Origin of the sequence: Streptomyces sp. NPDC058637, assembly GCF_042717325.1 — a bacterium.
In the GTDB taxonomy this organism is placed as follows: Bacteria; Actinomycetota; Actinomycetes; order Streptomycetales; family Streptomycetaceae; genus Streptomyces.
The window spans coordinates 146904-170597 of sequence record NZ_JBHXRD010000014.1 but is presented as its reverse complement, the minus strand read 5'-3'; the positions used below and the strand labels follow the sequence as shown (position 1 = coordinate 170597).

Below are 23694 nucleotides of genomic sequence, written 5' to 3'. Positions count from 1 at the left end.
ATCGCACCGTAATCCACCGAATGTGGCCTACTGCCGCATGCTCTGCCGCTCCAGTAGCCTGCGGCCATGCGAGCCACTTCGCCGGTCACCGTCGGACGAGACGATGAGATCGGCCTGCTGAGCAGCGCCCTGGACGCCGCGCGACGGCGTTCGGGGCGCGCGCTGTTCCTCCTGGGCGAAGCGGGCATCGGCAAGTCCCGGCTGGTGGGCGAATGCGCCTACCGTGCCTACGGGTCGGGCATGCCGGTGCTGCGCGGGCGGGCCAGCTCGACCGGTCTCGTCGTACCGTACCGCCCGTTGGTGGAGGCGCTCTCGAGCCACTTCCGGGCGGCCGGAACCCCCACCGATCCGGAACTGGCGCCGTACCACCCGGCGTTGGCGAGGCTGGTGCCGGAGTGGCGGCGCGGGTCGTCCCCGGGCTATCCGGAGACGGTGGTCGAGCTCGCGGAGGCGCTGCTGCGGCTGCTGTCCGTGCTGGGCCGGGACAGGGGCTGCGTGATCCTGCTGGAGGACCTGCACGACTCCGACACGGAGACCGTCGCGGTCGTCGAGTACGTCATCGACAATCTGGCCCACCTGCCGATCCTGCTGCTGGGCACCCTGCGGCCGGAGGCGGGGGCCGCGCTGGACCTCGTACGCTCCGCCGAGCAGCGGCACACGGCGGTGGTGCGGGAGTTGCGGGCGCTCGGCGACGAACAGGTGCGGCTGCTGACCGGTGCCTGTCTGGAGACCCCGCCGGAGCGGATACCGCCCGTGGTCCAGCGGCGGCTGGCCGAACGCGCCGCGGGCAACCCGTACCTGGTGGAGCTGCTGCTGGCCGATCTGCTCGACACCGGCCAGTTACGCCCGGCCGACGACGGCTGGGAAGCCGTGGACCAGCCGGAAGGCGCCCTGCCTTCGGGGATCCTGCGGAGCTGGGCCCGCAGGCTCGACCGGCTGGACGAGCCGGTGCGGGACCTGCTGCTGACGGCGGCCACCCTGGGCAGCCAGTTCTCGGTGACGGTGCTGCAGACCGTCACCGGTTTCGAGGACCGGGCCCTGTTCACCCACCTGAGATCCGCCGTCGAGGCGGGCGTGATAGCCCCCGACGGTGCGGCCCCCGACCGCTACACCTTCCGGCACGCGCTCACCGCCGAGGCGCTGGTCTCCTCGCTCGCCCCCGCCGAACGTGCCGCCCTCGCCCGGCGTGCCGCCGCGGCCGTCGAGCACTCGGGGCAGCCGCTGGACGAGGACAGGAGGCAGCTCGTCGCGTCCCTGGAACTGGCGGCGGGCAACCGTACGGGAGCGGCCCTCCAGTTCGCGGAGGCCGGGAGACGGATGCTCGCTTCGGGAACCCACGGTTCGGCCGTGGTGCTGCTGGAGCGGGCGCACTCCCTGGCCGCCGAGTCCGACCGGGCGGCCGTCGCCGAGGGTCTTGCCGTGGCCCGTGCGGAGAGCGGGGATCTGGACGGCGCCCTGGCGCTGACGGACGGGCTGCCGCCGGTGCCGGCGCGTTCCGAGGCAGCCGCCCGGCGGGGCGACGCACACATCAAGATCGCCTGGGTGGCGGTGATGGCGGAGCGGGCCGCCGACGCGGCACGCCAGGTCGGCGCGGCGCACGCCCTGCTCGGCCCGGATCCCTCCCCGGCCCGGCGCGCGGCACTCGTCGTCGTCGACGGCCATCTGTCGCTGCTTCCCGGCGAGGACCGCGGGGATCCCGAGGAGGCCGAGCGGGCCGCCCGCTGCGCCGCGGAGACCGCCGAGGCCGAGGGTCTTCCCGTCGTCGCGTGTCAGGCCTGGCAGTTGCTGGCGCTGCTGTCCCGGGAGAAGGGTTTCGACGCGGCCGACGCGTGTCTGGAGCGGATGCTCACGCTCTCCACCGAACACTCCCTGCCCCTGTGGCGGGTGGAGGCACTGGTGCGGCTGGGTGCGAACGGCTTCATGCGGACCGGGGACGCGGCCCGGCTGCACTCGGCGCGGGCGGCGGCCACGGAGCTTGGCGCGCTGCTGCTGACCCGGACGGTGGACGGGCTCCTCGCGATGAACGCGGTGATGTGCGCCCGTTGGGGCGAGGCGCAGGAGATCATCGACCGCTCGGCGGAGGCCAGCGCGCGGGTCGGCAATCTGTCGGCGCACCGCTATCTGCTGCTGGCCGGGGCGACGATGGCCGCGCATCGCGGCCGCAGGCGCGAGATGGACCGGGCTCTCACCGCGTTCCGCCGGGCGGGCGGGGAGCAGTCCCTGCTGGTGCCCCTGCGCCTGGGGCTCTGCCGCGCGATCGGCGCGCTGCTGGACGAGGACCGGGGCCGCGCCCTGGCGGACCTGGACGCCGCGCTGACCTGGGAGAGCGACCACCCCAGCTACTTCTACCTGAGCGGCCGTTACGGGCTGCGCCCGCTGCTGCGGGTGCTGGCGGGCGAGGCGGACCGGCGGGAGTACGACGCCGTGAGGGCCTCGCCGGGTGCCTGTCTGGCCTGGAACAGGCAGTTCCTGGATCTGGCGGAGGCGGTCCTGCTGGGCCGGGACGGCGACCGTGCCGGTGCGGCCCGGCTGGTGGCCGCCTTCGAGGCGCGGTCGGCGGAGTTCCCGGTGGCCCGCCACCTCGGCCTGCGGCTGGTCGCGGACGCCGCCCGTGCCGACGGCTGGGGGGAGCCGGTGGTCTGGCTGCGTACCGCCGAGGAGTTCTTCTACGGGGCGGGGGTGCAGCCGGTGGCGGCCGCGTGCCGGGCCGCCCTGCGGCAGGCGGGGGCGAGCGTCACCCAGCACCGCGGCGGCCGGGACCGGATCCCCTCGTCGCTGCGCACCAACGGGGTGACGCCACGCGAGTACGAGGTGTTCGTGCTGCTGGCCGAGCGGCCGGGCAACCAGCAGATAGCCCGGCGGCTGTCCATCTCGCCCCGCACGGTGGAGAAGCACATGGCCAGTCTGCTCAGCAAGACCGGCCGGGCGAACCGGGCCGCCCTGTGCGAGTACGCCGCCGAGTACGCGGTCGAGCCCGCCTGAAGTCCCCCGGGCCGAGGTCCGCCGCCCGGCAGGATGGGGGAAGGCCACGGCGACATGGGGGCACGGGCCGTTTTGGGTCGGGTACGCCCCCGGAAGATGCGGGTGGATCACCGATGCACGCCGGCCGGCGGGGCGGAAGGATCGGCGGGGTACGGCAGCCTGTCGCCCGTCCCCACCCCAGGAGGCCCGCTGATGATCCGTCCCTGCGCCCTTCCCGCCCCCTCCGGCACGGTGTACTTCTCCCTCCTCGGTCCGCTCACGGCAGTGGCGGACGGCAGGCCGCTGCCGCTCGGCCCGCGCAAGCAACGCCTGGTCCTGGCCACCCTGTTGTCCCGCCCCAACACCCCGGTGCCGGTCGACGTGCTGACCGACGTGGTGTGGCCGGACGCACCGCCCCGCACGGCGCGCAAGAACCTTCAGGTCTACATCAGCGCGGCCCGCACCCTCTTCGGATCCGTGGGTGACGGCGACCGTGACCGGGTGGTGCACGGTTACGGCGGCTACCGGCTGCGGATCGGTGAGGGCGAGCTGGACACCCTGCGCTTCGGGGCGCTGGCGCGCGCGGGCCGGGCGGCCGGCGAGCGGGGCGACCTGCGCACGGCCGCACGGCTGCTGCGGGAGGCACTCGACCTGTGGGGTGAGCGGCAGCCGCTGCACGACCTGCGGGACTCCGCCGGGGTGGCGGAGGAGGCCGGGCGTCTGGAGTCCCGCTGTCTGACGGTCTACGAGGACTGGGCGGAGGCGGAGATCGAGACGGGGCGGGCGGCCGTCGCGGTGGACGGTCTGCGGGACCTGGTGGAGCGCCACCCGCTGCGGGAGCGGCTCCGTGCGGCCTGGATGAACTCCCTGCACCAGTCCGGACGGCAGGCGGAGGCCCTGGCGGTGTACGACGAATACCGGCAGCTGCTCGCACGGGAGCTGGGCCTGGAACCCAGTCCGGCGATGGCCGCCCTCTACGCGGACATGCTCGGCCGGGGCCGCGCGGCCCGGCCCGCCGCCGCCCGGGACACCGCGGTGTCGCTGCCCGCCGCCGCCCGCGACTTCACCGGACGCCACGACGAACTGCGTGAGGTGCTGGACGGGGCGGGCCGCCCGGAGGGAGGGGTGCTGATCGTCTCCGGTCCCGCCGGGGCCGGGAAGTCGGCGCTGGCCGTGCGGGCCGCCCACCTCCTCGCGGACGGTTTCCCCGACGGGCGGGTCCACGTCCGGGTGCGGCGGGAGGACGGCGTCGCCCGCACCCGGGCCGACGTACTGGGCGAGCTGGGGCGGCTGTGCGGGGTGCGCGTCCGGCCGGACGGGGCGGAGGCGGAGGCGGCCTGGCAGGACTGGCTGTCACGGCACCGGGCGCTGGTCGTCCTGGACGACGTACCCGACGAGGCCTCGGTGCGCGGGCTGCTGCCCCGGTCCGGGCGGTGTTCGGTGGTCCTCACCGCGCGGGGTCAGCTGGCCGGACTGGCCCCGGCACTCCGGGTCGCGCTGACCGCGCTCGCCGACGGGGAGGCGCTGGAGCTGCTGGGCAGACTGACCGGGGCGGGGCGGCTGCGGACGGACCCGGCGTCGGCGCTGCGCGTCGTACGGGCCTGCGGGGCGCTGCCGCTGGCGGTGGCCGTGAGCGGGATGCGCCTCGCGGTGCTGCGGCATCTGCCGCTGGCGGAGTACGCGGCCCGGCTCGACGACCCGTCGGCGGCCCTGGACGAGCTGGTCGCCGGGGACGTGTCCGTGCGGTCCCGGATCGCTTCGGGCTGGCAGGACCTCACCGAGGAGAACCGGGGGGCGCTGGCCCTGCTCGCGGGAGCCGCGCAGGACGGCGGCTTCACGCTGGACCGGGCGATGGACGTGCTGGGCTGCGGGGAGCGGGCGGCGATCCGCACCGTCGAGTCGCTCATCGGCACCGGTGCCGTGACGTCCCCGGCCGGGGAGGTCACGGCGCACGCCGCGCTGTACGAGGTGCCGCGCCTGCTCTGTCTGTACGCCCGGGAGCGGACCGGGCCGGACCGCGGCCGGGAGCGGACCGGGCGGGACCTGCCGCTCGTACTCGGGTGAACGGCGGGGCCCGGCGAGGGCGCAGCCCCCCCCCCGGCGACCTGTGCACATACCGCTCCTGAAGCGGTTTCGGACCGTCGTCGAACCGCGGCGGCGCAGCCTGGGTACGCGCCCGACATGCCTCAGCCCTCGAAGGAGGCGGCCCCGCATGGAACTCGGCGAACTCGTCGGACTGCGGCCCTTCCCCGCCGCCGGTCTGCTGCTCGGTCTCACCCGGCGCTGCCCCCTGCGGTGCGCCCACTGCTCCACCGGGTCGGACATGACCGCGCGGGAGGAGCCGGACACCGGCCGGCTGCTGCGCTTCGTGGGCTCCTTCACCGAGGAGAACCGTCCCGAGGTCGTGATGCTGACCGGTGGGGAGCCGTTGCTGCTGCCCGCGCTCGCGGGGGAGCTGAGCACCCTCGCCCGCCGGGCCGGTTCGCGTACCGCGTTGCTCAGCGGCATGTTCTTCGCCCGTTCCCGGGAGATACCGCCGACGGTGCTGGACGCGATCGGCCGGGTCGACCACTTCTCCGCCAGCCTCGACGTCCACCACGAGCGGGAGGTCCCGCGCGCGGACGTGTTCCGTGCCGTGCGCCGGATCCGGGAGACGGGCGTGGCCGTGAGCTTCCACCTCACCGGGACGGGTGCGGACGATCCCTATCTCGCGGACATCACCCGGGCCGTGGACGCGGAGTTCGACGGCCGGGTGCCCTCCCTCGTCAACGAGGTGCGCCCGTTCGGCCGGGCCGTATCGTGGGCGCGGCCCGCGCGCACCGCGCCGGACGCGGGCACGGTGTCCCCGTGCGCGATGGCCGCCTGGCCGGTGGTCGCCTTCGACGGCAGGGTGCTTGCCTGCTGCAACCAGGACACCGTCGATCTGCGGCCCGTACCCGCCCATCTGGACCTCGGGCACATCGCGGCCGACGACTGGGCGACCGTACGCCGGCGTGCCCAGGAGTCCCCGGTGCTGCGCATGATCCGTACGGTCGGTCCCACGCACCTCTCCGCCCGGGCGTCCGTGTCCCGGCCCGGTTCGTACTGTGACGGCTGCCGGGCGCTGGGCGCCGACGAGGTGGCCGCGGCTGAGGGGACGGCGGCCGGGGCCGCGGGGGCGCTGCTGGACCTGGCCGCGGCGCGCCGGGGGGCGGCGGGCGGTCCGGAGGGGGTGGTCCGGCGGCACGGCTGCGCGGCGTACGCCCCGCTCGTCGTCGCGGGCGCGGCCGCCTCCGGATCCGCCGCTGCCGGGCGGGGATCGCGGTGAGCGCCGCCGGACCCGGCCCGTCGTCGCGGCTGCGGATCATCCTGGGGCTGGGGGACAGCGGGCTGCGGGCCGCGCTGGACCACATGTGGCGTGCCGAGGACCTGTTGCCGCGCTACCGGACGTATCTGTGCACCATGCACGCCGTGGTGCGGGCCTCCGTCCCTCTGATGCTGCGGGCCCGGGAGCGCGCCCGGCTGCTGGACACCTGCGGTGACCCGCTGGGCGCGCCGCTGGCGGCCTATCTGGCGGAGCACGTCCAGGAGGAGGAGGGGCACGACACCTGGCTGCTGGAGGACCTCCGCTCGGCGGGCCGGACCCCCGCCGAGGCGCTCGGCCCGATGCCCTCGCCGGTCGTCGCCGGGCTCGTCGGCGCCCAGTACTACTGGATCGAGCACCACCACCCGGTGACGCTGCTCGGCTACATCGCCGTCCTGGAGGGTTACGCCCCCTCCCCCGGTCTGACGCCCCGCATCGCCCGTCTGACGGGACTGCCCGACGCCGCCCTGCGGACCGTACGGGAACACGCCGTGCTGGACACGGGCCATCTGGGCGAGTTGTACGCACTGCTGGACCGGCTGCCGCTGACCCGGGACCAGGAGGCTGCCGTGACGGTCAGCGCACTGCACTCCCTCGACGCGCTCACCCAGCTGTTCGTCCGGCTCGGGCGCTCCGCGGCGGCGCCGTCGCCACGGGGGGCCGGACCTTCCTCACCGATGGGAGTCACACCATGACCGGACCGCCAGGGAGCGGCGGAGCCCCCCACCCGGCCGACGGCGGCGGGGACCGGCCCGTCCTGCCCGCCGCGTTGTACGAGGCCGGGCTGCCCGTGGACCTGCTCACCGACGAGCAGCGCCTCGTGCTCAGCGAGCTGACCCCGGAGGAACTCGCCGTGCTCCTCGACATCAAGAGCAGGCTCGACGCCGTGGAACCCGAGGTCCAGGCACACGGCGAGATAGCCGGCGGGGCCCTGTTCTAGCGGCTCGGAGTCGGGGCCGGTGCGGCCGTTATGCCACGGCCGTGCCGGCCGACGCCCGCCGGGCAGTGCCGCCCGTTCCCGGAGAGAAGGACTCTCATGACCTGCCCCTCGTGCCGTCAGGACCTGCCGCCGGACGCCCGGTTCTGCTTCTCCTGCGGGACGCCGTGCGCCGTCGCCGTCGCGCCGGCCGACGACGAACGCAAGCCGGTGACGGTGCTGTTCTGCGATCTCGTCGGCTCCACGGCGCTGTCCGGCGTGCTCGACCCGGAGACCCTGCGCACGGTGACGCTGCGGTACTTCGAGGCGATGAGCGCGGAGATCGTGGCGCGGGGCGGCACCCCGGAGAAGTTCATCGGGGACGCCGTGATGGCGGTGTTCGGGGTGCCGGTGGTCCGTGAGGACGACGCCCGCCGGGCGCTGGCCGCAGCCCTCGGGATGCGGAACGCGCTGGCGCGTCTCAACGAGGAGCTGCACACCACGCTCGGCATCCGGCTCGCCACCCGGATCGGCGTCAACACCGGCCAGGTGGTGGCAGGCGGCGACGCGACGGCCCGCCAGGCCCTGGTGTCCGGGGAGACCGTCAACATCGCCGCCCGCCTGGAGCAGAACGCGGGCCCAGGCGAGATCCTCATCGGCCCGGACACCTTGCGCGCCGCCGGGCCGACGGTGTCCGCCGAGGCCACGGGACCGCTCCGGCTGAAGGGCAAGCAGGACAGCGTGGACGCCTACCGGCTGCTCGCGCTGGGCACGGACGACCCGGAGCAGCTGCGCCGCTTCGACGCCCCGTTCGTCGGACGCCGTGCCGAACAGGGCGCTCTGGACGCGGCGTTGGAGGACACCGTCCGCGTCGGCGGCGCGGGCCTGTTGCGGCTCACCGGAGAGGCGGGCGTCGGCAAGACCCGGCTGGTACGGGAGTGGGCGGTGCGGCGCGCGGCCGAGGGCGTCCTCGCGTACGGTGCGGGCCGGTGCCGCAGTTACGGGGACCACGGCACGCTCACCCCCCTCGCCGACGCCCTGCGCGCCCTGCCGGCGACCGCTCCGGCGCACCCGGACGCGGACAGCACGGACGGCACGGACGGCACGGACGGCGCGGACGGCGACGCGCGGGCGCTGCTCTCCGGGGGCCTGCTCCACGACGGCACCCCGAACGCGCCCTTCGAGGACATGTGCGCCGCGCTGACCACGGTGCTGGACCGGGCCGCCCGGACCCGCCCGGTGCTCCTGGTGCTCGACGACTGGCACGCTGCGGCGCCCCTCCTGGTGCGCACGGTGGAGCGGCTGACGGACCGTGCGGGGCCGGCGGGGGTGCTGGTGGTCTGTGTGGGCCGGCCGGACGCGGCGGACGGCGGGCCCGTCGGGCCGGGCCGCGACGCCGGCCATCTGCAGCTCACCGGACTGCCGCCGCGGGAGGCCGCGCTGCTCGCCGCCGGACTCGCCGGGATCGACGGCCGGAGGGGCCCGGTGGACGAGCGCCTCCTGGCCCGCTCCGAAGGCAATCCGCTCTATCTGGAACAGCTGCTGGTCGGCGCGCCGGACGGGGCGGACGGAGCCGTGGGCGCGGAAGCGGAGCTGCCCCCCACGCTCCAGGCCCTGCTGGGTGCCCGGATCGGGGCGCTGGCCAGGGCGGAGCGCACGGTGGTCGACCTGGCGGCCGTGATCGGCCGTGAGTTCACCGCCGCGGAGCTGGTGCTGCTGGAGCTGTCCGCGCGGGCGGACGGGGAGCACGCCTCCGGGCCGGTGACCGTCGGGCACCGGGCGCGGGACCTGCGGCGCGTCGAGGAGGCACTGACGGTGCTGGGCCGGCGGCGCCTGGTGGAGCCGGCCCCGCCGGCGACGGACCTGACCGCTTACCGGTTCAGCAGCGGGCTCGTGCACGAGGTGACGTACGCCTCGCTGTCCAAGCGCGCCAAGGCGGACCGGCACGCCTGGGCGGCGGAGCTGCCCAGTGTGCTGCGTGCCGGGGACGGTGCCGTCGGCGGTCATCTGGAGCGGGCCCACCGCTACCGCGCCGACCTGGGGCTGCTCGACGACCGCACCCGGCGGCTGCGGGACCGTGCCGCCACCGCGCTGGGCCGGGCCGGGGCGCAGGCCGCCGCCCGGTCCGACCTGCCGTGGGCGCACAGCCTGCTGGAGCGGGCGGTGGACCTGGATCCCGGGGGTGCGGGATCCGTGCGGCGGCTCGGCGAGGTACGGGTGGCGCTCGGGCAGACCGAGGCCGGGGCCGAGCTGCTGCGCCGGGTGCGGGATCTGACGTCCGCCCCGGTGGAGGCCGCGCACGCCCGGCTGGCCCTCGCCGTCCTGGATCCCCGTGGACCCGGGCCCGGCCCCGCGGCCACGGCCCGGGCGGTACTGCCGGTCTTCGAGGCGGCCGGGGACTCCGTCGGCCGGGCCCGGGCGCACCTCAGGCTCGCCCAGCAGCTCCAGCGCTCCGGCCGGCACGAGGAGGCGGAACGCGACCAGGCACGGGCCCTGGAGCACGCGGTGCTCGCCGGGGCGGAACCGGAGCGGGCCGGGGCCCTCGGGGCCATCGGGATCTCCCTGTGGCGCGGCCCGGCGCCGGCGCCCCTGGCGGTGACCCGCTGCCGCGACCTGCTGGCGGCGCACGGCGCGGGCAGGCCCACGGTCCGGCTCACGCTCAACTGCCCGCTGGCGGTGCTGTACGCGCTCCAGGACAGGCACCGCGAGGCGCACGGCGCGCTGGCCGAGGCGGAGGCCCTGGCCCTCAAGCTGGGGTTCGCCGAGGCGGACGTCTTCCTGCCGGTGTTCCGGGCGGCGGTCGAGTCCCTGCTCGGGCACGGCTCCGTCGCGCTCGCGCTGCTGGCGCGGGCGGACGAGGCGGCCCGCCGTACCGGGGCGGACGGCATGCGGACGGCCGTCGCGCTCGACGCGGCACGTCTCGAACTCGACGACGGCCGGACGCAGCGGGCGGCGGCCTGGGTCGCGTCCGTGGGCGGGGCGTCGGACCTGAGTCATGCCGACGCCGTCGACCTGGAGGGCCTGCGGGGCCGGCTCGCGGCGGCCCGGGAGCGTCCGGCCGAGGCGGTCGTCCACGCGGACCGGGCGGTACGGGCCTCGCTGCTCACCGATTCCCCGCTGGTCCAGGCGACGGCGGAGCTGGACCGGGCCCGCACCCTGGCCGCGCTGGGCCGGCGGGCCGAGGCCCTGGCATCGGCCCGGGCCGCACGGGACCACTTCGCGAGCAAGGGGCATCTGCCGGGGGTCCGCCGGGCCGCCGGCCTCACCCGGGACGGGGCCGGGGACGGGCCCGTGGTCACGACGACGGAGAGGAGCTGACCGATGGGAACCACGGGAACGGCACCGGGGCAGGGACTGACCTGGAGCCTGCGGGGGCGCACCCCCGAGGACGTGCCCGTACTGGCGGACCCGGGACCACCTGGCGGGCTGCCCGTGGAACCCGCCACGGGGCGGGGCGTACGGGTGTGCGTGGTGGATTCGGGGGTGGAGCGTGACCATCCGCAGGTCGGTCCGCTCGCCGGGTCCTGGGTGGTGGTCAAGGACGGGGAGAGCGGGGAGATCACGGTGGAGCCGACGACCACCGGGGACACCTGCGGGCACGGGACGGCGTGCGCGGGCATCATCCGCCGGACCGCTCCCGACTGCGAGATCCACAGCGTCCGGGTGCTCGGTGAACGCTTCTCCGGGACGGGCGACGTCCTGATGGCCGGGCTGCGCTGGGCCGTGGAGCAGCGCTTCGACGTGGTGAACCTGAGCCTGTCGACCACCCGTACCCGCTTCGCCCAGGAGCTGCACAGCCTGGCCGACAGCGCCTACTTCGCCCGTACGGTCATCGTCGCCTCGGCCCACAACACCCCGGTGGAGAGCTTCCCCTGGCGGTTCGCCTCGGTGATCTCCGTCGGCAGCCACCAGGAGGACGACCCCGGGCTCCACCTGTACAACCCGGAGCCTCCGGTGGAGTTCTTCGGGCCGGGCCAGAACGTGTCCGTGCCATGGCTGGGCGGCAGGACGATCCGTACCACCGGCAACAGCTTCGCCACCCCGTACGTCGCCGGGCTGTGCGCCCGCGTCCTGTCCGCGCACCCCAGGGTGACGGTCTTCCAGCTCAAGAACGCCCTCTATCTGTCCGCGGCCAACGTGCACCAGGGCCCGCGTCCTTCCACAGCGGCAGGAGACACCCGTGACGACTCCGAGAACTGATTCCCCCCTCGCGTCCCCGGCCGCCCCGGCCGACGGCCCCCGGCGCGAGCTGCTCCAGTCCGTCGTCGACGTGGCGCGCGCGATCTTCGGCGCCGCGGCCAGCTCGGTCTTCCTGCTCGACGAGGAGGCGGACGAGCTGGTCTTCCAGGCGGTCTCCGGTGAGGGCGAGGAATTCCTCGTGGGCCGCAGGTTCCCGGCCGGGCGCGGTATCGCCGGCTGGGTGGCGACCTCGGGCGAGCCGATGGTGGTGGACGACCTGACCGCCCACTCCTCCTTCGACCGCTCGCTGGCCGAGTCCACCGCCTATGTGCCGAACGCGCTGATGGCGGCCCCGCTGATCAGCGACTCGCGGATCCTCGGGGTGCTGGAGGTGCTGGACCCGTCGCCCCAGGCCCGGTCGGGCCTGCGTGAGCTGGACCTGCTGGCGATGTTCGCCCGGCAGGCCGCCGCGGCGCTGCGGGTGGTCACCCCGGAACGTGCCGCGGACGGCACGGTGGACGCCGTCCGGGCCCTGGGCGGAGCGCAGCGCGAGGACGCGCTGAGGCTGCTCGGTAGTCTGGAGCAGGTGCTGCGGGGCACCGGCTGACGGCGGCCCCGGGCGCTCGCGCACAGGAGTGCCGGCCGGTCCGGCGGGCAGGAGCCGGTGAGGGCGCCGGACCGGGCTCCCTCAGCTGACCAGGGGAAGGACACCTACGTGAAGCTCGCTTTCTCGACCCTCGGAGTACCGGGGATGCCCGTGGCCGAGGTGGTACGGCTCGCCGCCGGGCACGGGTACCAGGGTGTGGAGCTGCGCACCCATCCCGAGGAGCCCGTGCACCCTGGGCTCACCCCGCTCGAACGGGCCGCCGTGGTCGAGGAGTTCAAGAGGGGCGGGGTCGAGATCCTGGCGCTCGCCGGATACGCGCGGGTCGCAGCCGAGGGTGACGACGCGCCCGTGCTGGCCGAGCTCGCCGGGCTGGTGGAGCTGGCCCGCGACCTGGGTGCGGCGAACGTCCGGGTGTTCCCGGGCGGCGGCGACCAGGATCCCGCCGAGGCCGACGCGACCGCCGCACGACGGCTGGGCGCCGCGGCTCCGCACGCCGCCGACCTGGGCGTACGGATCCTCCTGGAGACCCACGACTCGCACCGCGCCGGGGCCGACGTGGCCCGGGTGGTGGGGACCGTCGGGCACGGGCGGATCGGTGCCCTCTGGGACGTCATGCACACCTGGCTGGCGGGCGAGGAGCCGGTGGTCAGCCATGCGGTGCTGGCCCCGCACCTGGGATACCTCCAGGTGAAGGACATCGCGTCGGCCGAGGACACCGCGCCGCTGGCCCTCGGGGACGGGGTGCTGCCGCTGAAGGCCGCCCTGGACGTGCTGGACGCCGACAGCTGGGTGTGCTGGGAGTACGAGAAGCGCTGGTACCCCGGCGCGCCGGAGCTGCCGGGGCTGCTGGCCGCGGGGCGGGAGCACCTGCTGCGGCTGGGCGCGCCGAAGCAGTAGGCCTCAGACCCGCGCCGCCGGCTCCCCGGCGGGCGAGGGCGTCCGCGGCACGGTGGCGCGGGCGCCGGACAGCGAGGTCAGCGCCACCCCGCCGACCAGCAGCGCGGCGGCGCACCATCGCAGCGGGCTGATGTCCTCGCCGAGGAACAGCGCCGCCGAGGACATACCGAAGACCGGCACGAGCAGGGTGAACGGGGCGACGGACGAGGCGGGGTGGTGGCGGAGCAGGAAACCCCACGCCCCGAAGCCGAAGACCGTGGTGACCCAGGCGACGTAGACGATGATGCCGACGCCGGTCCGGTCGAGCGCCGCGAGGGCCTCGGCGCCGCGTTCCGGGCCTTCGACGAGCAGGGACAGGCCGAGCAGGGGCAGGACGGGGACGGTCGACACCCAGACCATGAAGTTGAGGGCGTCGGGCGGGGCAGCCTTGCGGGTGAGGACGTTGGACACGCCCCAGCAGGCCGCCGCGGCGACGACCAGGACGAAGGCGAGGACGGGGCCGCCCGCCCCCTCGTCGACGGCGGCGACCGCGATGCCCGCGAGTGCCACGCCCATCCCCAGCACCCGTACCCCGCCCGGCCGTTCACCGAGTGCCAGGGCCGCGAAGAGCACGGTGAAGACCGCCTGGACCTGGAGGACGAGGGAGGAGAGCCCGGCGGGCATCCCCCGGTCCATGCCGACGAAGAGCAGCCCGAATTTGGCCACCCCGAGGACCAGGCCCACACCGATGATCCACTTCCAGGCGACGGTGGGCCGGCCGACGAGGAACACGGCGGGCAGCGCGGCGGCGAGGAAGCGCAGGGCGGAGAAGAGCAGGGGCGGGAAGTGGTCGAGGCCGATCTCGATGACGACGAAGTTCACGCCCCAGACGGCGGCGACCAGCGCGGCCAGGGCGATGTGGAGGGGACGCATGCACCGAGGATCGGACGCGAGGACCATGTAGCACCAGCGCGGATTCCTTCATGGTTGGATTAAGTGTTCCTCACGCTTCCCGCCCGGAGGTCACGGTGCTCGATCTGTCCCGGCTGCGCGCCCTGCACGCCGTCTCCGTCCATGGCTCCGTCGCCGGTGCGGCGAGCGCACTCGGCTACACCGCGTCGGCGGTCTCCCAGCAGATCACCAAGCTGGAGCGCGAGACGCGGACGACCCTGCTCGAACGACGTGGACGCGGGGTCGCGCTGACCGAGGAGGCGCTGCGTCTCGCGGACACGGCCCAGCAGTTGCTGGCGATCGTGGAGCGGGCGGAGACCGGACTGGAGGAGCGCAGGGGGCTGCCGGCCGGACGGCTGTCGGTCGGCGCCTTCGCCTCGGCGGCACGCGGGCTGCTGCCGGGCGTGCTGGCGGAGCTGGCACGCGACCATCCGGACCTGGACGCGCGGCTCACCGAGGTCGATCCGCACCTCTCGGTCGATCTGGTGGCGAAGGGCGTGATCGACCTCGCGGTCGCGCACGACTGGGACATCGCGCCGCTGCCCGCACCGGAGGGCGTGGCGCAGGCGGTGATCGGCGACGACCGGTGCGACCTGCTGGTGCCCGAGGGGCACCCGCTGACGGGGCGCAGGGCCGTGCGGCGCGAGGAGCTGGCGAGGGAGCGGTGGGTGTGCCAGCCGCCGGGCACGGTGTGCCACGACTGGCTCGTGAGGACCTTGCGGGCGGCGGGGTACGAGCCGGACATCCGGCACCGGGCGGAGGAGAACCACACCCAGCTGGCCCTGGTCGCCGCCGGGCTCGGTGTGGCGATGATCCCGCGGCTCGGACGGGGGCCGCTGCCGCCGGGCGTGGTGGCGGTGCGGCTGGACCCCGTCCCCGTGCGCAGGCTGTACGCGCTGTGGCGCTCCGGGGCGGCGCGACGGCCGGCGATCACCGCCGCGGTGACGGCGCTCCAGGAGCACGGCGCGGGGGTGCTGAGCGCCCGGTAGGGACGCTGAACACTCAGCGGGGATGCTGAGGCACTCAGCGGTGGTGCGCCGGGGTCTCGACGGCGGGTGCCGAGCGCTCGGCGGGGCCGCCGTGCGGCACGGGTGCGGGCCATGTCCGGGCATGTCCACCCACCCTCCCGCGTGTCACTCCCTTTCTCGGGCGGCCCTCTTGACTGGCAGTTACTTTCCATATATCCGTACCTTCTTGGAAGTTTCTTTCAGCACCGGAAGGGGCTCACGTGCACCACCGCACCTCCAGACGCACCCTCCTCACCGTCACCGCAGCCACCGCAGCCGCGGCGGCGACCGGCGTCGTCACCGTTCCCGGCACCGCCCAGGCCACGTCCGGCACCTCCACGGACAGCCGCCTCAAGCGGCTCATCGCCCGGATGAGCCTGGAGGAGAAGGTCGGCCAGCTCTTCGTGATGCGGGTGTACGGGCACTCCGCCACCACGCCCGACCAGGCGGACATCGACGCCAACCTCACCGAGATCGGGGTCCGGACCGCCGCCGAGCTGATCTCCACGTACCACGTCGGCGGAATCATCTACTTCGCCTGGGCGCACAACACCCGTGACCCTCACCAGATCGCGGATCTCTCCAACGGCATCCAGCGGGCCGCGCTCGCCGGGCCGACGCCCGTGCCGCTCCTCGTCTCCACGGACCAGGAGCACGGCATCGTCTGCCGCGTCGGCGAGCCGGCCACGCTGGTCCCGGGCGCGATGGCCCTGGGCGCGGGCGGCTCGCGCTCCGACGCGCGGGCGGCGGGCCGTATCGCGGGGGCCGAGCTGGCCGCCGTCGGCATCAACCAGAACTACGCCCCGGTCGCCGACGTCAACGTCAACCCGGCCAACCCGGTCATCGGCGTACGGTCCTTCGGTTCCGACCCCGAATCGGTGGCGCGCCTGGTCGCCGCCCAGGTGAAGGGCTACCAGGGCGCCGGGATCGCCGCCACGGCCAAGCACTTCCCCGGCCACGGCGACACGAACACGGACAGCCACACCGGTCTGCCCTACATCCACCACACCCGCGAGCAGTGGGCCGAGCTGGACGCGCCGCCGTTCCGGGCGGCCGTCGCCGCGGGCATCGACTCGATCATGACGGCACACATCGTGGTCCCCGCCCTGGACCCCTCGGAGGACCCCGCCACGCTGTCCCGGCCGATCCTCACCGGCATCCTGCGCGAGGAGCTCGGCTACGACGGTGTCGTGGTCACCGACTCCCTCGGCATGGAGGGCGTCCGTACGAAGTACGGCGACGAGCGCGTCCCCGTACTCGCGCTGAAGGCCGGTGTCGACCAGCTGCTCAACCCGCCGAATCTGTCCGTGGCCTGGAACGCCGTCCTGCAGGCGGTGAAGAGCGGCGAGCTCGGCGTGGACCGCATCGAGGAATCGATCCTGCGCATCCTGCGGCTGAAGGCGAAGCTGGGGCTCTTCCGCGACCCCTACGTCACGTCCCGGGGCGTGGACCGCACCGTCGGCGTCCGCGCGCACCTGGCCGCCGCCGACCGGATCGCCGAGCACACGACCACGCTGCTCGCCAACACCGGCTCGCTGCTGCCGCTGTCCCGCAGGTCCCACCGGAATCTGCTCGTGGTCGGCGCGGACCCGGCCTCCCCGTCCGGCACGACCGGGCCGCCGACCACCACGCTCGCCGGGGCCTTCGGCGAGCTGGGCTTCACGGCGACCGCCCTGCCCACCGGCACGGCCCCCTCCCAGGCGAAGATCGCCGAGGCGGTGGCCGCCGCGCAGGGCAAGGACGCCGTGATCGTGGGCACGTACAACGTCTCGGCGACCAGCTCCCAGCGCACCCTGGTCAGCGCCCTCGCCGCGACCGGGGTCCCGGTGGTCACGGTGGCGATCCGCAACCCGTACGACATCGCCCAGCTGGCCGGCACCGGCTACGCCGCGAGCCTCGCCGCGTACTCCTGGACGGACGTCGAACTACGGGCGGCCGCCCGGGTGATCGCCGGCCGGGCCGCCCCGGAGGGCAAGCTGCCGGTGCCGGTGCAGCGCGCGGACGCACCCACGCAGACGCTGTACCCGGTCGGCTACGGGCTGTCGTACCCGACGTACGCCGGCTCGTAGGCGTACCGGCCCGGAAGGCGCGAGAACCCCCGCGCACCCGGCGTGTGCCCGCTCCGGCGGGTCACGCCGGGTGTACGTCTCTCACAGACGTATCGGAGGTCTTCCATGGACGAGCGCCACGCGGTGGCGGTGTGGCGCGCGCTGCTGCCCGTGGTGGCGGCGCTGTCCCTGACCGCCTGTCAGCAGCCCGCGGGCGGTACGCCGGGCCCGGCCGCCGGTACGCCGCCGCCGGGCCACGGGGCGGTGTTCCTGGGAGCGGGGGACTGCGGTTCGCGCGGGGAGACGGTGGGCGAGGTGCCGTGCGGCAGCGAGAAGGCGGCGGCACGGGTGCTGGAGCGGCACGCGGGCGCGCCGTCGGACGGCCCGGCCTGTCCGCCCACGACGGACTTCGTGCTGCACATCTCGGAGGGCGGACCTCCCGGGAAGGCGGCCGTGCCCCGCGCATACGCGTGCATGCGCAACCTGGAATCCCCGCACCCGGGGGATCCCGGGCAGGGCGGCGGCCCTCTGACGGTCGTCGGGGACTGCGTCCACGGCCCCCGCGGGGGCGAGGTCAGGGAGACCGCCTGCGACGGATCGGGCGAGCGGCCACCGGGGTTCGAGATCCGCTCGGCGGTGGCGCGGCGCGCGCTGTGCCCGGAGACGACCGATCTCTTCGTCCAGTTGGGCGGTGAGCGGCCGGTGGGCTGCGCGCACCGGGTGTGAGACCACCCGGTGCGCGCGGCCCGACGGCCGGACCGGCCCGATCGGCCTTACGGCCTCAGCGTGCCCCCGTCGCGCTCCAGCTCCGCGTCGCGCTTGTCGAGGCGCGCGTCGAACTTCGCGAGCGGCTTCGCCTTGGCGGGGTCGGCCTCGACGGCCGCCGGGGCCACACCGGCCCAGCGCAGGATGGCCGCGGTGGCCTCGGCCTTCTCGTCGGTGACGAGGCCGGCGACCTTGGAGCCGTGGTTGCCGCCCGGAACCGTGTAGACGTAGCTGTCACGGGCGCCCTTGCCGAGGCGGAAGGGCTCGGCACCCCACGGGTCGTTCTGCCCGTAGACGTACATCATCCGCCGGGCGTTGTTCCTGACCCAGCTGTCCACGTCCCGCATGGCCGACGGCTGGAACCTCATCGGGATGGAGCGGGGCACGAAGGAGCGCGGCGGTTGGTAGCCGTAGCGGCTCAGGTCGCCCAGCCAGGGCTGGGCGATGTCGGGCGAGCCGAGCTGGGTGCCCGCCTGGTAGTAGTACGGCGTGTACGCCTCCAGGCCCTGGTCCGCGTAGGCGGAGAAGCCGGAGATCCCGTCGACCGAGTCCCAGATCTCCTCGTCGGTGGCGTGGGGCGCGTCCGCGGGCAGGGCCTCGCAGTCGGCGACCGTGCTGTACTGCCAGAACGCCCAGACGTAGTCCATGACGACGGCTTCGTACGCCTTGTCGAGCGAGCCGACGGTCTCGAAGGTGTAGCCGTTCCCGGCGGCGTACGCCTCGTACTTCTTCTCCAGCGGCTCACGGCGGACGAGTGCCTCGCGCTGGACGCCGGCCAGCCGGTCCCGGCACTCCTCGGTGCCGACCTCGGCGAAGAACCGGTCGTACGCCGAGTCCTCCTTGTTGACCACGTCGTTGGGCGCGACATACGCGACGACGCCGTCCATGTCCTTCGGGTAGAAGCGCTCGAAGTAGGTGGCGGTCATACCGCCCTTGGAGCCGCCGGTGGTCAGCCAGTTCTCGGAGTAGATCCTCTTCAGCGCCTTGAACACCCGGTGCTGGTCGCTGGCGGCCTGCCAGATGTCGAGCTTCGACCAGTCGGCGGGCTCCGGACGGGACGGCGTGAAGAAGCGGTACTCCAGGGAGACCTGGTTGCCGTCGATGATCTGCGTCGGCTCGCTGCGGCTGGGATTGGTCGAGACGTGGTAGCCGCTGGTGAAGAAGACCGTCGGGCGGGTCGTGTCCTTGTGCAGCAGGGTGATCCGCTGCTGGAAGGTGCCCTTGGACGGCCGCTCGTGGTCGATCGGCTGGGTGTACTCGAGGACGAAGAAGCGGTAACCGGGGTACGGCTTCTCCTGGATCAGACTCATTCCCGGGATGGCCAGGACGCGGTCCTTGATGTCCTCGCTGCTGCTCTCGCTGCTGCTGCTGGTGAAGCCGCTGCTCTGCTTGGCGGTCGGTTCCGCGGCTGTGGCCGCACCGGCCGAGGCTCCCGTCGCACTCACCGTGCCTATGAGCACCGCGAGCGACAGAACCCCTCTGAGCGCCTTGCGCATGCACCCTCCCCTTGATTCACGACAGTCGCCGTGAACCTAGCGGGGGTGACACCGCTCACGCCAGACCCGGTTGGATCTCAGCACAGGATCCACCCGGTGGACGCCGACACCCCGGAGACGGAACCGGACGCGCGGACGCAGCGGTTCAGCGCGTGGACCGTGACCGGCCCGGCCAGCTTGGTGAAGTTGCCGCTGTCGACGGCCGCCCGGCCGCCGCGCGGCTGCAGCGAGACCCGCATCGCGCGGCGCTTGCCCGGCTTCTTGGCGACGGTGACGGCGCACGCGTAGGCGCGGCTCTCGTACACGCGCAGCGAACCGGTGGAGAACGCCACCTTCTTGACCAGCCGTCCGGAACAGGCCGACGCGGCGTGCGCCGGAGCCGCCCCGGATGTGGCCTGGACCAGACCGGCCGCCCCGAGCAGCGGGAGGACGAGCAGCCCGGCCCCCAGCCGTCTGGCGACGGGCCCTCTCCTCGGCCTCGACGACCCCAGCGGTCTCACCATCCTGGCCACCCCACCTGTTCCCTCGACCGTTCGGCCTCCGTACGCACATACGTATGCCTGTGCGTACGACGCACGGAGCGGACGGAAAGGTTCCCGTAGCGGCCGGCCCTCCCGCCGACCGCTCCGCGCCCCGGTGGGGGTCAGACGCCCGCCGGGGCGTCCTCGCCTATGTCCTCCCCTATGAAGGTGCGCCACAGCCGGGCGTACGTGCCCTCCCTGGCGAGGAGTTCGTCATGCGTGCCGTCCTCGGCGACCCTGCCGTCGGCCATGACCACGACCCGGTCCGCACGGGCCGCCGTCGTCAGCCGGTGGGCGACGACCAGCGTGGTGCGGCGGCCGGTGAGCCGGTCCGTCGCCTGGTTGACCAGGGCCTCGCTGGCGAGGTCCAGGGAGGCGGTCGCCTCGTCGAGCAGCAGGATGTCGGGGTCGACGAGCTCGGCGCGGGCGAGGGCGACCAACTGGCGCTGGCCGGCCGAGAGGTTGCGGCCGCGCTCGGCGACCTCGTGCAGATAGCCGTCCTCCAGGGTGGCGATCATGTCGTGCGCGCCGACCGCGCGGGCCGCCGCCTCCACCTGCGCGTCGGTGGCCTCCGGCCGGCCGTAGGCGATGGCGTCGCGGACCGTGCCGGCGAAGAGGTAGGACTCCTGGGGCACGACGCCGAGCCGGTGCCGGAAGGCGGTCATGTCGAGGGTCCGCAGATCGGCGCCGTCCACCGTGACCCGCCCGCCCGTCGGGTCGTAGAACCGGGCGACGAGCTTGACCAGCGTCGACTTGCCCGCACCCGTCTCACCGACGAACGCGACCGTCTGACCGGCCGGGATCCGCAGGTCGATGCCGGTGAGGGCCTCCTCCTTCACGGTCGCGTCGTCGAGCGATCCGTACGCGAACGACACGTCCTCGAAGGCGATGTCGCCCCGCAGCGACGTCACGTCCTTCGGCCGGTCGTGGTCGGCGGTGGACGTCGGCTCCCGCAGGAGTTCCTGGATCCGGCCGAGCGAGACGGTGGCCTGCTGGTAGCTGTCGAAGACCTGCGACAACTGCTGCACGGGTGCGAAGAACAGGTCGATGTAGAGCAGGTAGGCGACCAGCGCACCCGTCGTCAGTGTGCCGTTGTCGATCCGGCCGGCGCCGACGATCAGCACGGCGGCCGCCGCGACCGAGGCCAGCAGCTGCACGAACGGGAAGTAGACGGAGATCAGCCACTGCCCGCGCACCCTGGCCCGGCGGTAGTGGTCGCTGCGCGCCGCGAACCGCTCGGCGCCGTCGTGCTCGCGCCGGAACGCCTGCACGATCCGCAGCCCGGCGACGGACTCCTGGAGATCGCCGTTGACGACGCTGATGCGTTCACGGGCGAGCTCGTACGCCGCGACGCTCTTGCGACGGAAGAAGAACGTGCCGACGACCAGCACCGGAAGGGTCGCGAAGACGACCAGGGCCAGCTGGACGTCGAGGACGAGGAGCACGACCGTGATGCCGAAGAAGGTGACGACCGAGACGAAGGCGGTGACCAGGCCCGTCTGCAGGAACGTGGACAGCGCGTCGACGTCCGTCGTCATCCGGGTCATGATCCGGCCGGTCAGCTCGCGCTCGTAGTAGTCGAGGCCGAGCCGCTGGAGCTGCGCGAAGATCTTGAGGCGCAGGGAGTACAGGACGCGTTCACCGGTGCGGCCCGTCATCCGGGTCTCCCCGATCTGCGCCGCCCACTGGACCAGGACGGCCAGCAGACCGAGTCCCGCCGCCGCCCAGACGGCGCCGAGCGCCATCTGCGTGACGCCTTCGTCGATGCCGTGCCGGATCAGCACGGGCAGGAGCAGGCCCATGCCCGCGTCCACGGCGACCAGACCGAGGCTCGCCAGCAGCGGCAGCCCGAAGCCGCGCAGCAGCCTGCGCAGGCCGTAGGACTCCTCCGGCCGGACGGCGCTCGCCTCGTCGATACCGGGGGTGTCGGTGGCGGGCGGCAGCGCGTCGACCTGGGCGAGCAGCTCGGGGGTGGCGGGCATCCCGGCCGCCGCGGCGTCGCGCGGCTCCTCCTTGCGGATCCACAGCTCGGGGGTGATGCCACGCTCGGCGTCGAACTCGGCGTCCAGCTCCTCCTGGAGCGCACGGTCGTCGTCCTCGGGCGCCCCGGTCGTGACCGGCCGGTGGCCGGGTGAGGTGCCGCCCAGCTCGTCCGGGTCGGTGAGCAGCCGCCGGTAGAGCGCGGAGCGCTCCTCCAGCTCCGCGTGCGTGCCGATGTCCGCGAGGCGTCCCCGGTCGAGGACGGCGATGCGGTCGGCGAGGCCGAGGGTGGAGCGGCGGTGCGCTATCAGCAGGGTGGTGCGGCCGGCCATGACCTGCGCCAGGGCCTCGTGGATCTCGTGTTCCACCCGGGCGTCGACGGCGGAGGTGGCGTCGTCCAGGAGGAGCAGCCGGGGGTCGGTGAGGATGGCGCGGGCCAGCGCGACGCGCTGGCGCTGGCCACCGGAGAGGGTGAGACCGTGCTCGCCGACCTTGGTGTCGTAGCCGTCGGGCAGCTCGGAGATGAATCCGTGGGCCTGGACGGTACGCGCGGCCCGCTCGATCTGTTCCCGGGTGGCGTCGGGGACCCCGTACGCGATGTTGGCGCCGACCGACTCGGAGAAGAGGAAGCTGTCCTCCGGGACAAGTCCGACGGCGGCCCGGAGCGAGTCCTGGGTCAGTTCACGGACGTCGTGGCCGCCGACCAGGACGGCGCCGTGCGTCACGTCGTAGAAGCGGGGCAGCAGGAGCGAGACGGTGGACTTGCCGCTCCCGGAGGCGCCGACGACGGCGACGGTCTCGCCGGGCTCGATCGTGAGGGAGAACCCGTCGAGTACGGGGCGGTCCGGGTCGTAGCCGAAGCGGACGTCGTCGAACTCGACGCTCACCGGGGCGTCGGCGGGGAGCACCTTCGTGCCGTCCCGCATGGTCGGCTCGGTGTCGATCAGTTCCAGGACGCGCTCCACCCCGGCCCGGGCCTGCTGGCCGACGGTGAGGACCAGGGCGAGCATCCGGACGGGGCCGACGAGCTGGGCGAGATAGGTGGAGAACGCGACGAACGTACCGAGGGTGATCTCGCCACGGGTGGCGAGCCAGCCGCCCAGCGCCAGCATCGCGACCTGGCCGAGGGCCGGTACGGACTGCAGGGCGGGGGTGTAGCGGGAGTTCAGCCGGATGGTGCGCAACCGGCCCGCGAAGAGCTTGCGGCCGACCTCGCGGAGCTTGCCGGTCTCCTGCTCCTCCTGCCCGAACCCCTTGACGACGCGTACCCCGGAGACGGCCCCGTCGACCACTCCGGCGACGGCGGCGGCCTGGCTCTGGGCGTACCAGGTGGCGGGGAAGAGGCGGGTGCGGGAGCGGCGGGCGATGAACCAGAGGGCGGGGGCGACGGCGAGGGCGACGAGGGTCAGGGGCAGCGACAGCCACGCCATGATCACCAGGGAGATGAGGAAGAGCAGGACGTTCCCGATGGTCATCGGGAGCATGAAGAGGAGCCCCTGGATCAGCTGCAGGTCGCTGGTGGCACGCCCGACGACCTGCCCGGTGGACAGCTCGTCCTGCCGCTTCCCGTCCAGCCCGGTGAGGGTCGTGTAGATGTCGGTCCGCAGGTCGTGCTGGACGTCGAGGGCGAGCCGGCCGCCGTAGTAGCGGCGGATGTACGTGGCGATGTAGACGAGGACGGCCGCGCCGATGAGCAGGCCGGTCCAGAGGCCGAGGGAGCGGGTGTGGTCGACGACGACGTCGTCGATGATCACCTTGGTGATGAGGGGCACGAGGGCCATCACGGCCATACCGGCGAGGGACGAGCCCAGGGCCAGCAGGACGTTGCGCCGGTAGCGCCAGGCGTACCCGGTCAGCCGCCGTCCCCAGCCCTGCGGCAGCACCGCCCGTGGCTCCGTGTCCGGGTGCTCCGTGCCCTGTTCCGCGCCCTGGTCCTTCGCGACCGCCACCCCGTGCCTCCCGTTCGCCCCGCCGCATGCGTCTGACCTACCGCACGTGACCAACGCGCCCAGCTGCGGATTTCATCCCGCCGCAACAATTCTCG

Annotated in this window: 16 protein-coding genes; 12 read left to right on the top strand and 4 right to left on the bottom strand. The window is 74.2% G+C overall.

Going from position 1 to position 23694, the window contains the following annotated elements:
* Positions 1 to 66 precede the first annotated feature (66 nt).
* The 9 genes from ACFWVP_RS17005 (at position 67) to ACFWVP_RS16965 (ending at position 12903) form a co-directional block, all read left to right on the top strand.
* Positions 67 to 2982 (top strand): helix-turn-helix transcriptional regulator, encoded by a 2916-nt coding sequence (locus ACFWVP_RS17005; RefSeq protein WP_384497361.1) that lies wholly within the window; start codon positions 67 to 69, stop codon positions 2980 to 2982.
* 192 nt (positions 2983 to 3174) lie between these two features.
* Positions 3175 to 5025, top strand: a complete 1851-nt coding sequence (locus ACFWVP_RS17000) for a BTAD domain-containing putative transcriptional regulator (RefSeq protein ID WP_384497359.1) — start codon at positions 3175 to 3177, stop codon at positions 5023 to 5025.
* A gap of 148 nt (positions 5026 to 5173) precedes the next feature.
* Positions 5174 to 6268 carry a radical SAM protein gene (locus tag ACFWVP_RS16995; RefSeq protein WP_384497357.1) on the top strand — a complete coding sequence of 365 codons (1095 nt, stop codon included), beginning with the start codon at positions 5174 to 5176 and terminating at the stop codon, positions 6266 to 6268.
* The gene (locus ACFWVP_RS16990) at positions 6265 to 6999 is read left to right on the top strand and encodes an iron-containing redox enzyme family protein (RefSeq protein ID WP_384497356.1); all 735 of its coding nucleotides are present in this window, start codon (positions 6265 to 6267) and stop codon (positions 6997 to 6999) included. The genes ACFWVP_RS16995 and ACFWVP_RS16990 overlap by 4 nt, the downstream gene beginning before the upstream one ends.
* Positions 6996 to 7244, top strand: a complete 249-nt coding sequence (locus ACFWVP_RS16985; protein WP_384497354.1) for an aroma-sacti cluster domain-containing protein — start codon at positions 6996 to 6998, stop codon at positions 7242 to 7244. Before ACFWVP_RS16990 ends, ACFWVP_RS16985 begins: the two co-directional genes overlap by 4 nt.
* Positions 7245 to 7340: 96 nt before the next feature.
* Positions 7341 to 10538, top strand: a complete 3198-nt coding sequence (locus ACFWVP_RS16980; protein WP_384497352.1) for an adenylate/guanylate cyclase domain-containing protein — start codon at positions 7341 to 7343, stop codon at positions 10536 to 10538.
* Between the two features lie 3 nt (positions 10539 to 10541).
* Complete coding sequence (locus tag ACFWVP_RS16975; protein ID WP_384497350.1) at positions 10542 to 11420, top strand: S8 family serine peptidase; 879 nt, start codon at positions 10542 to 10544, stop codon at positions 11418 to 11420.
* Positions 11401 to 12006, top strand: a complete 606-nt coding sequence (locus ACFWVP_RS16970) for a GAF domain-containing protein (RefSeq protein ID WP_384497349.1) — start codon at positions 11401 to 11403, stop codon at positions 12004 to 12006. Before ACFWVP_RS16975 ends, ACFWVP_RS16970 begins: the two co-directional genes overlap by 20 nt.
* 108 nt (positions 12007 to 12114) lie before the next feature.
* On the top strand, positions 12115 to 12903 hold the full coding sequence (locus tag ACFWVP_RS16965) for a sugar phosphate isomerase/epimerase family protein (RefSeq protein WP_384497347.1): 789 nt from the start codon (positions 12115 to 12117) through the stop codon (positions 12901 to 12903).
* Positions 12904 to 12906: 3 nt separating this feature from the next.
* Here the strand turns inward: ACFWVP_RS16965 and ACFWVP_RS16960 are convergent, their stop codons facing one another.
* The gene (locus ACFWVP_RS16960; RefSeq protein ID WP_384497346.1) at positions 12907 to 13815 is read right to left on the bottom strand and encodes an EamA family transporter; all 909 of its coding nucleotides are present in this window, start codon (positions 13813 to 13815) and stop codon (positions 12907 to 12909) included.
* Between the two features lie 95 nt (positions 13816 to 13910).
* On the opposite strand from ACFWVP_RS16960, the gene ACFWVP_RS16955 reads away from it, so the two are divergent.
* From ACFWVP_RS16955 to ACFWVP_RS16945, 3 genes are all read left to right on the top strand, one after another.
* Complete coding sequence (locus ACFWVP_RS16955) at positions 13911 to 14822, top strand: LysR family transcriptional regulator (protein ID WP_384497344.1); 912 nt, start codon at positions 13911 to 13913, stop codon at positions 14820 to 14822.
* 239 nt (positions 14823 to 15061) lie between these two features.
* The gene (locus tag ACFWVP_RS16950) at positions 15062 to 16909 is read left to right on the top strand and encodes a glycoside hydrolase family 3 protein (protein WP_384497342.1); all 1848 of its coding nucleotides are present in this window, start codon (positions 15062 to 15064) and stop codon (positions 16907 to 16909) included.
* Between the two features lie 105 nt (positions 16910 to 17014).
* Complete coding sequence (locus ACFWVP_RS16945) at positions 17015 to 17614, top strand: hypothetical protein (RefSeq protein ID WP_384497340.1); 600 nt, start codon at positions 17015 to 17017, stop codon at positions 17612 to 17614.
* 47 nt (positions 17615 to 17661) lie between these two features.
* Here the strand turns inward: ACFWVP_RS16945 and ACFWVP_RS16940 are convergent, their stop codons facing one another.
* The 3 genes from ACFWVP_RS16940 to ACFWVP_RS16930 form a co-directional block, all read right to left on the bottom strand.
* Positions 17662 to 19149 (bottom strand): S28 family serine protease, encoded by a 1488-nt coding sequence (locus ACFWVP_RS16940; protein ID WP_384497338.1) that lies wholly within the window; start codon positions 19147 to 19149, stop codon positions 17662 to 17664.
* A 77-nt stretch (positions 19150 to 19226) separates the two neighbouring features.
* Positions 19227 to 19652 carry a hypothetical protein gene (locus ACFWVP_RS16935; protein WP_384497336.1) on the bottom strand — a complete coding sequence of 142 codons (426 nt, stop codon included), beginning with the start codon at positions 19650 to 19652 and terminating at the stop codon, positions 19227 to 19229.
* Between the two features lie 140 nt (positions 19653 to 19792).
* The gene (locus ACFWVP_RS16930) at positions 19793 to 23533 is read right to left on the bottom strand and encodes an ABC transporter ATP-binding protein (protein WP_384497414.1); all 3741 of its coding nucleotides are present in this window, start codon (positions 23531 to 23533) and stop codon (positions 19793 to 19795) included.
* Positions 23534 to 23694: the final 161 nt, after the last annotated feature.

Excerpts from the sequence above, each read along its gene's own strand:
- ACFWVP_RS16980 (WP_384497352.1), top strand. The coding sequence starts at position 7,341 with ATGACCTGCCCCTCGTGCCGTCAGGACCTGCCGCCGGACGCCCGGTTC.
- ACFWVP_RS16940 (WP_384497338.1), bottom strand. The coding sequence starts at position 19,149 with ATGCGCAAGGCGCTCAGAGGGGTTCTGTCGCTCGCGGTGCTCATAGGC.
- ACFWVP_RS16960 (WP_384497346.1), bottom strand. The coding sequence starts at position 13,815 with ATGCGTCCCCTCCACATCGCCCTGGCCGCGCTGGTCGCCGCCGTCTGG.
- ACFWVP_RS17005 (WP_384497361.1), top strand. The coding sequence starts at position 67 with ATGCGAGCCACTTCGCCGGTCACCGTCGGACGAGACGATGAGATCGGC.
- ACFWVP_RS16935 (WP_384497336.1), bottom strand. The coding sequence starts at position 19,652 with ATGGTGAGACCGCTGGGGTCGTCGAGGCCGAGGAGAGGGCCCGTCGCC.
- ACFWVP_RS17000 (WP_384497359.1), top strand. The coding sequence starts at position 3,175 with ATGATCCGTCCCTGCGCCCTTCCCGCCCCCTCCGGCACGGTGTACTTC.
- ACFWVP_RS16945 (WP_384497340.1), top strand. The coding sequence starts at position 17,015 with ATGGACGAGCGCCACGCGGTGGCGGTGTGGCGCGCGCTGCTGCCCGTG.
- ACFWVP_RS16975 (WP_384497350.1), top strand. The coding sequence starts at position 10,542 with ATGGGAACCACGGGAACGGCACCGGGGCAGGGACTGACCTGGAGCCTG.
- ACFWVP_RS16995 (WP_384497357.1), top strand. The coding sequence starts at position 5,174 with ATGGAACTCGGCGAACTCGTCGGACTGCGGCCCTTCCCCGCCGCCGGT.
- ACFWVP_RS16985 (WP_384497354.1), top strand. The coding sequence starts at position 6,996 with ATGACCGGACCGCCAGGGAGCGGCGGAGCCCCCCACCCGGCCGACGGC.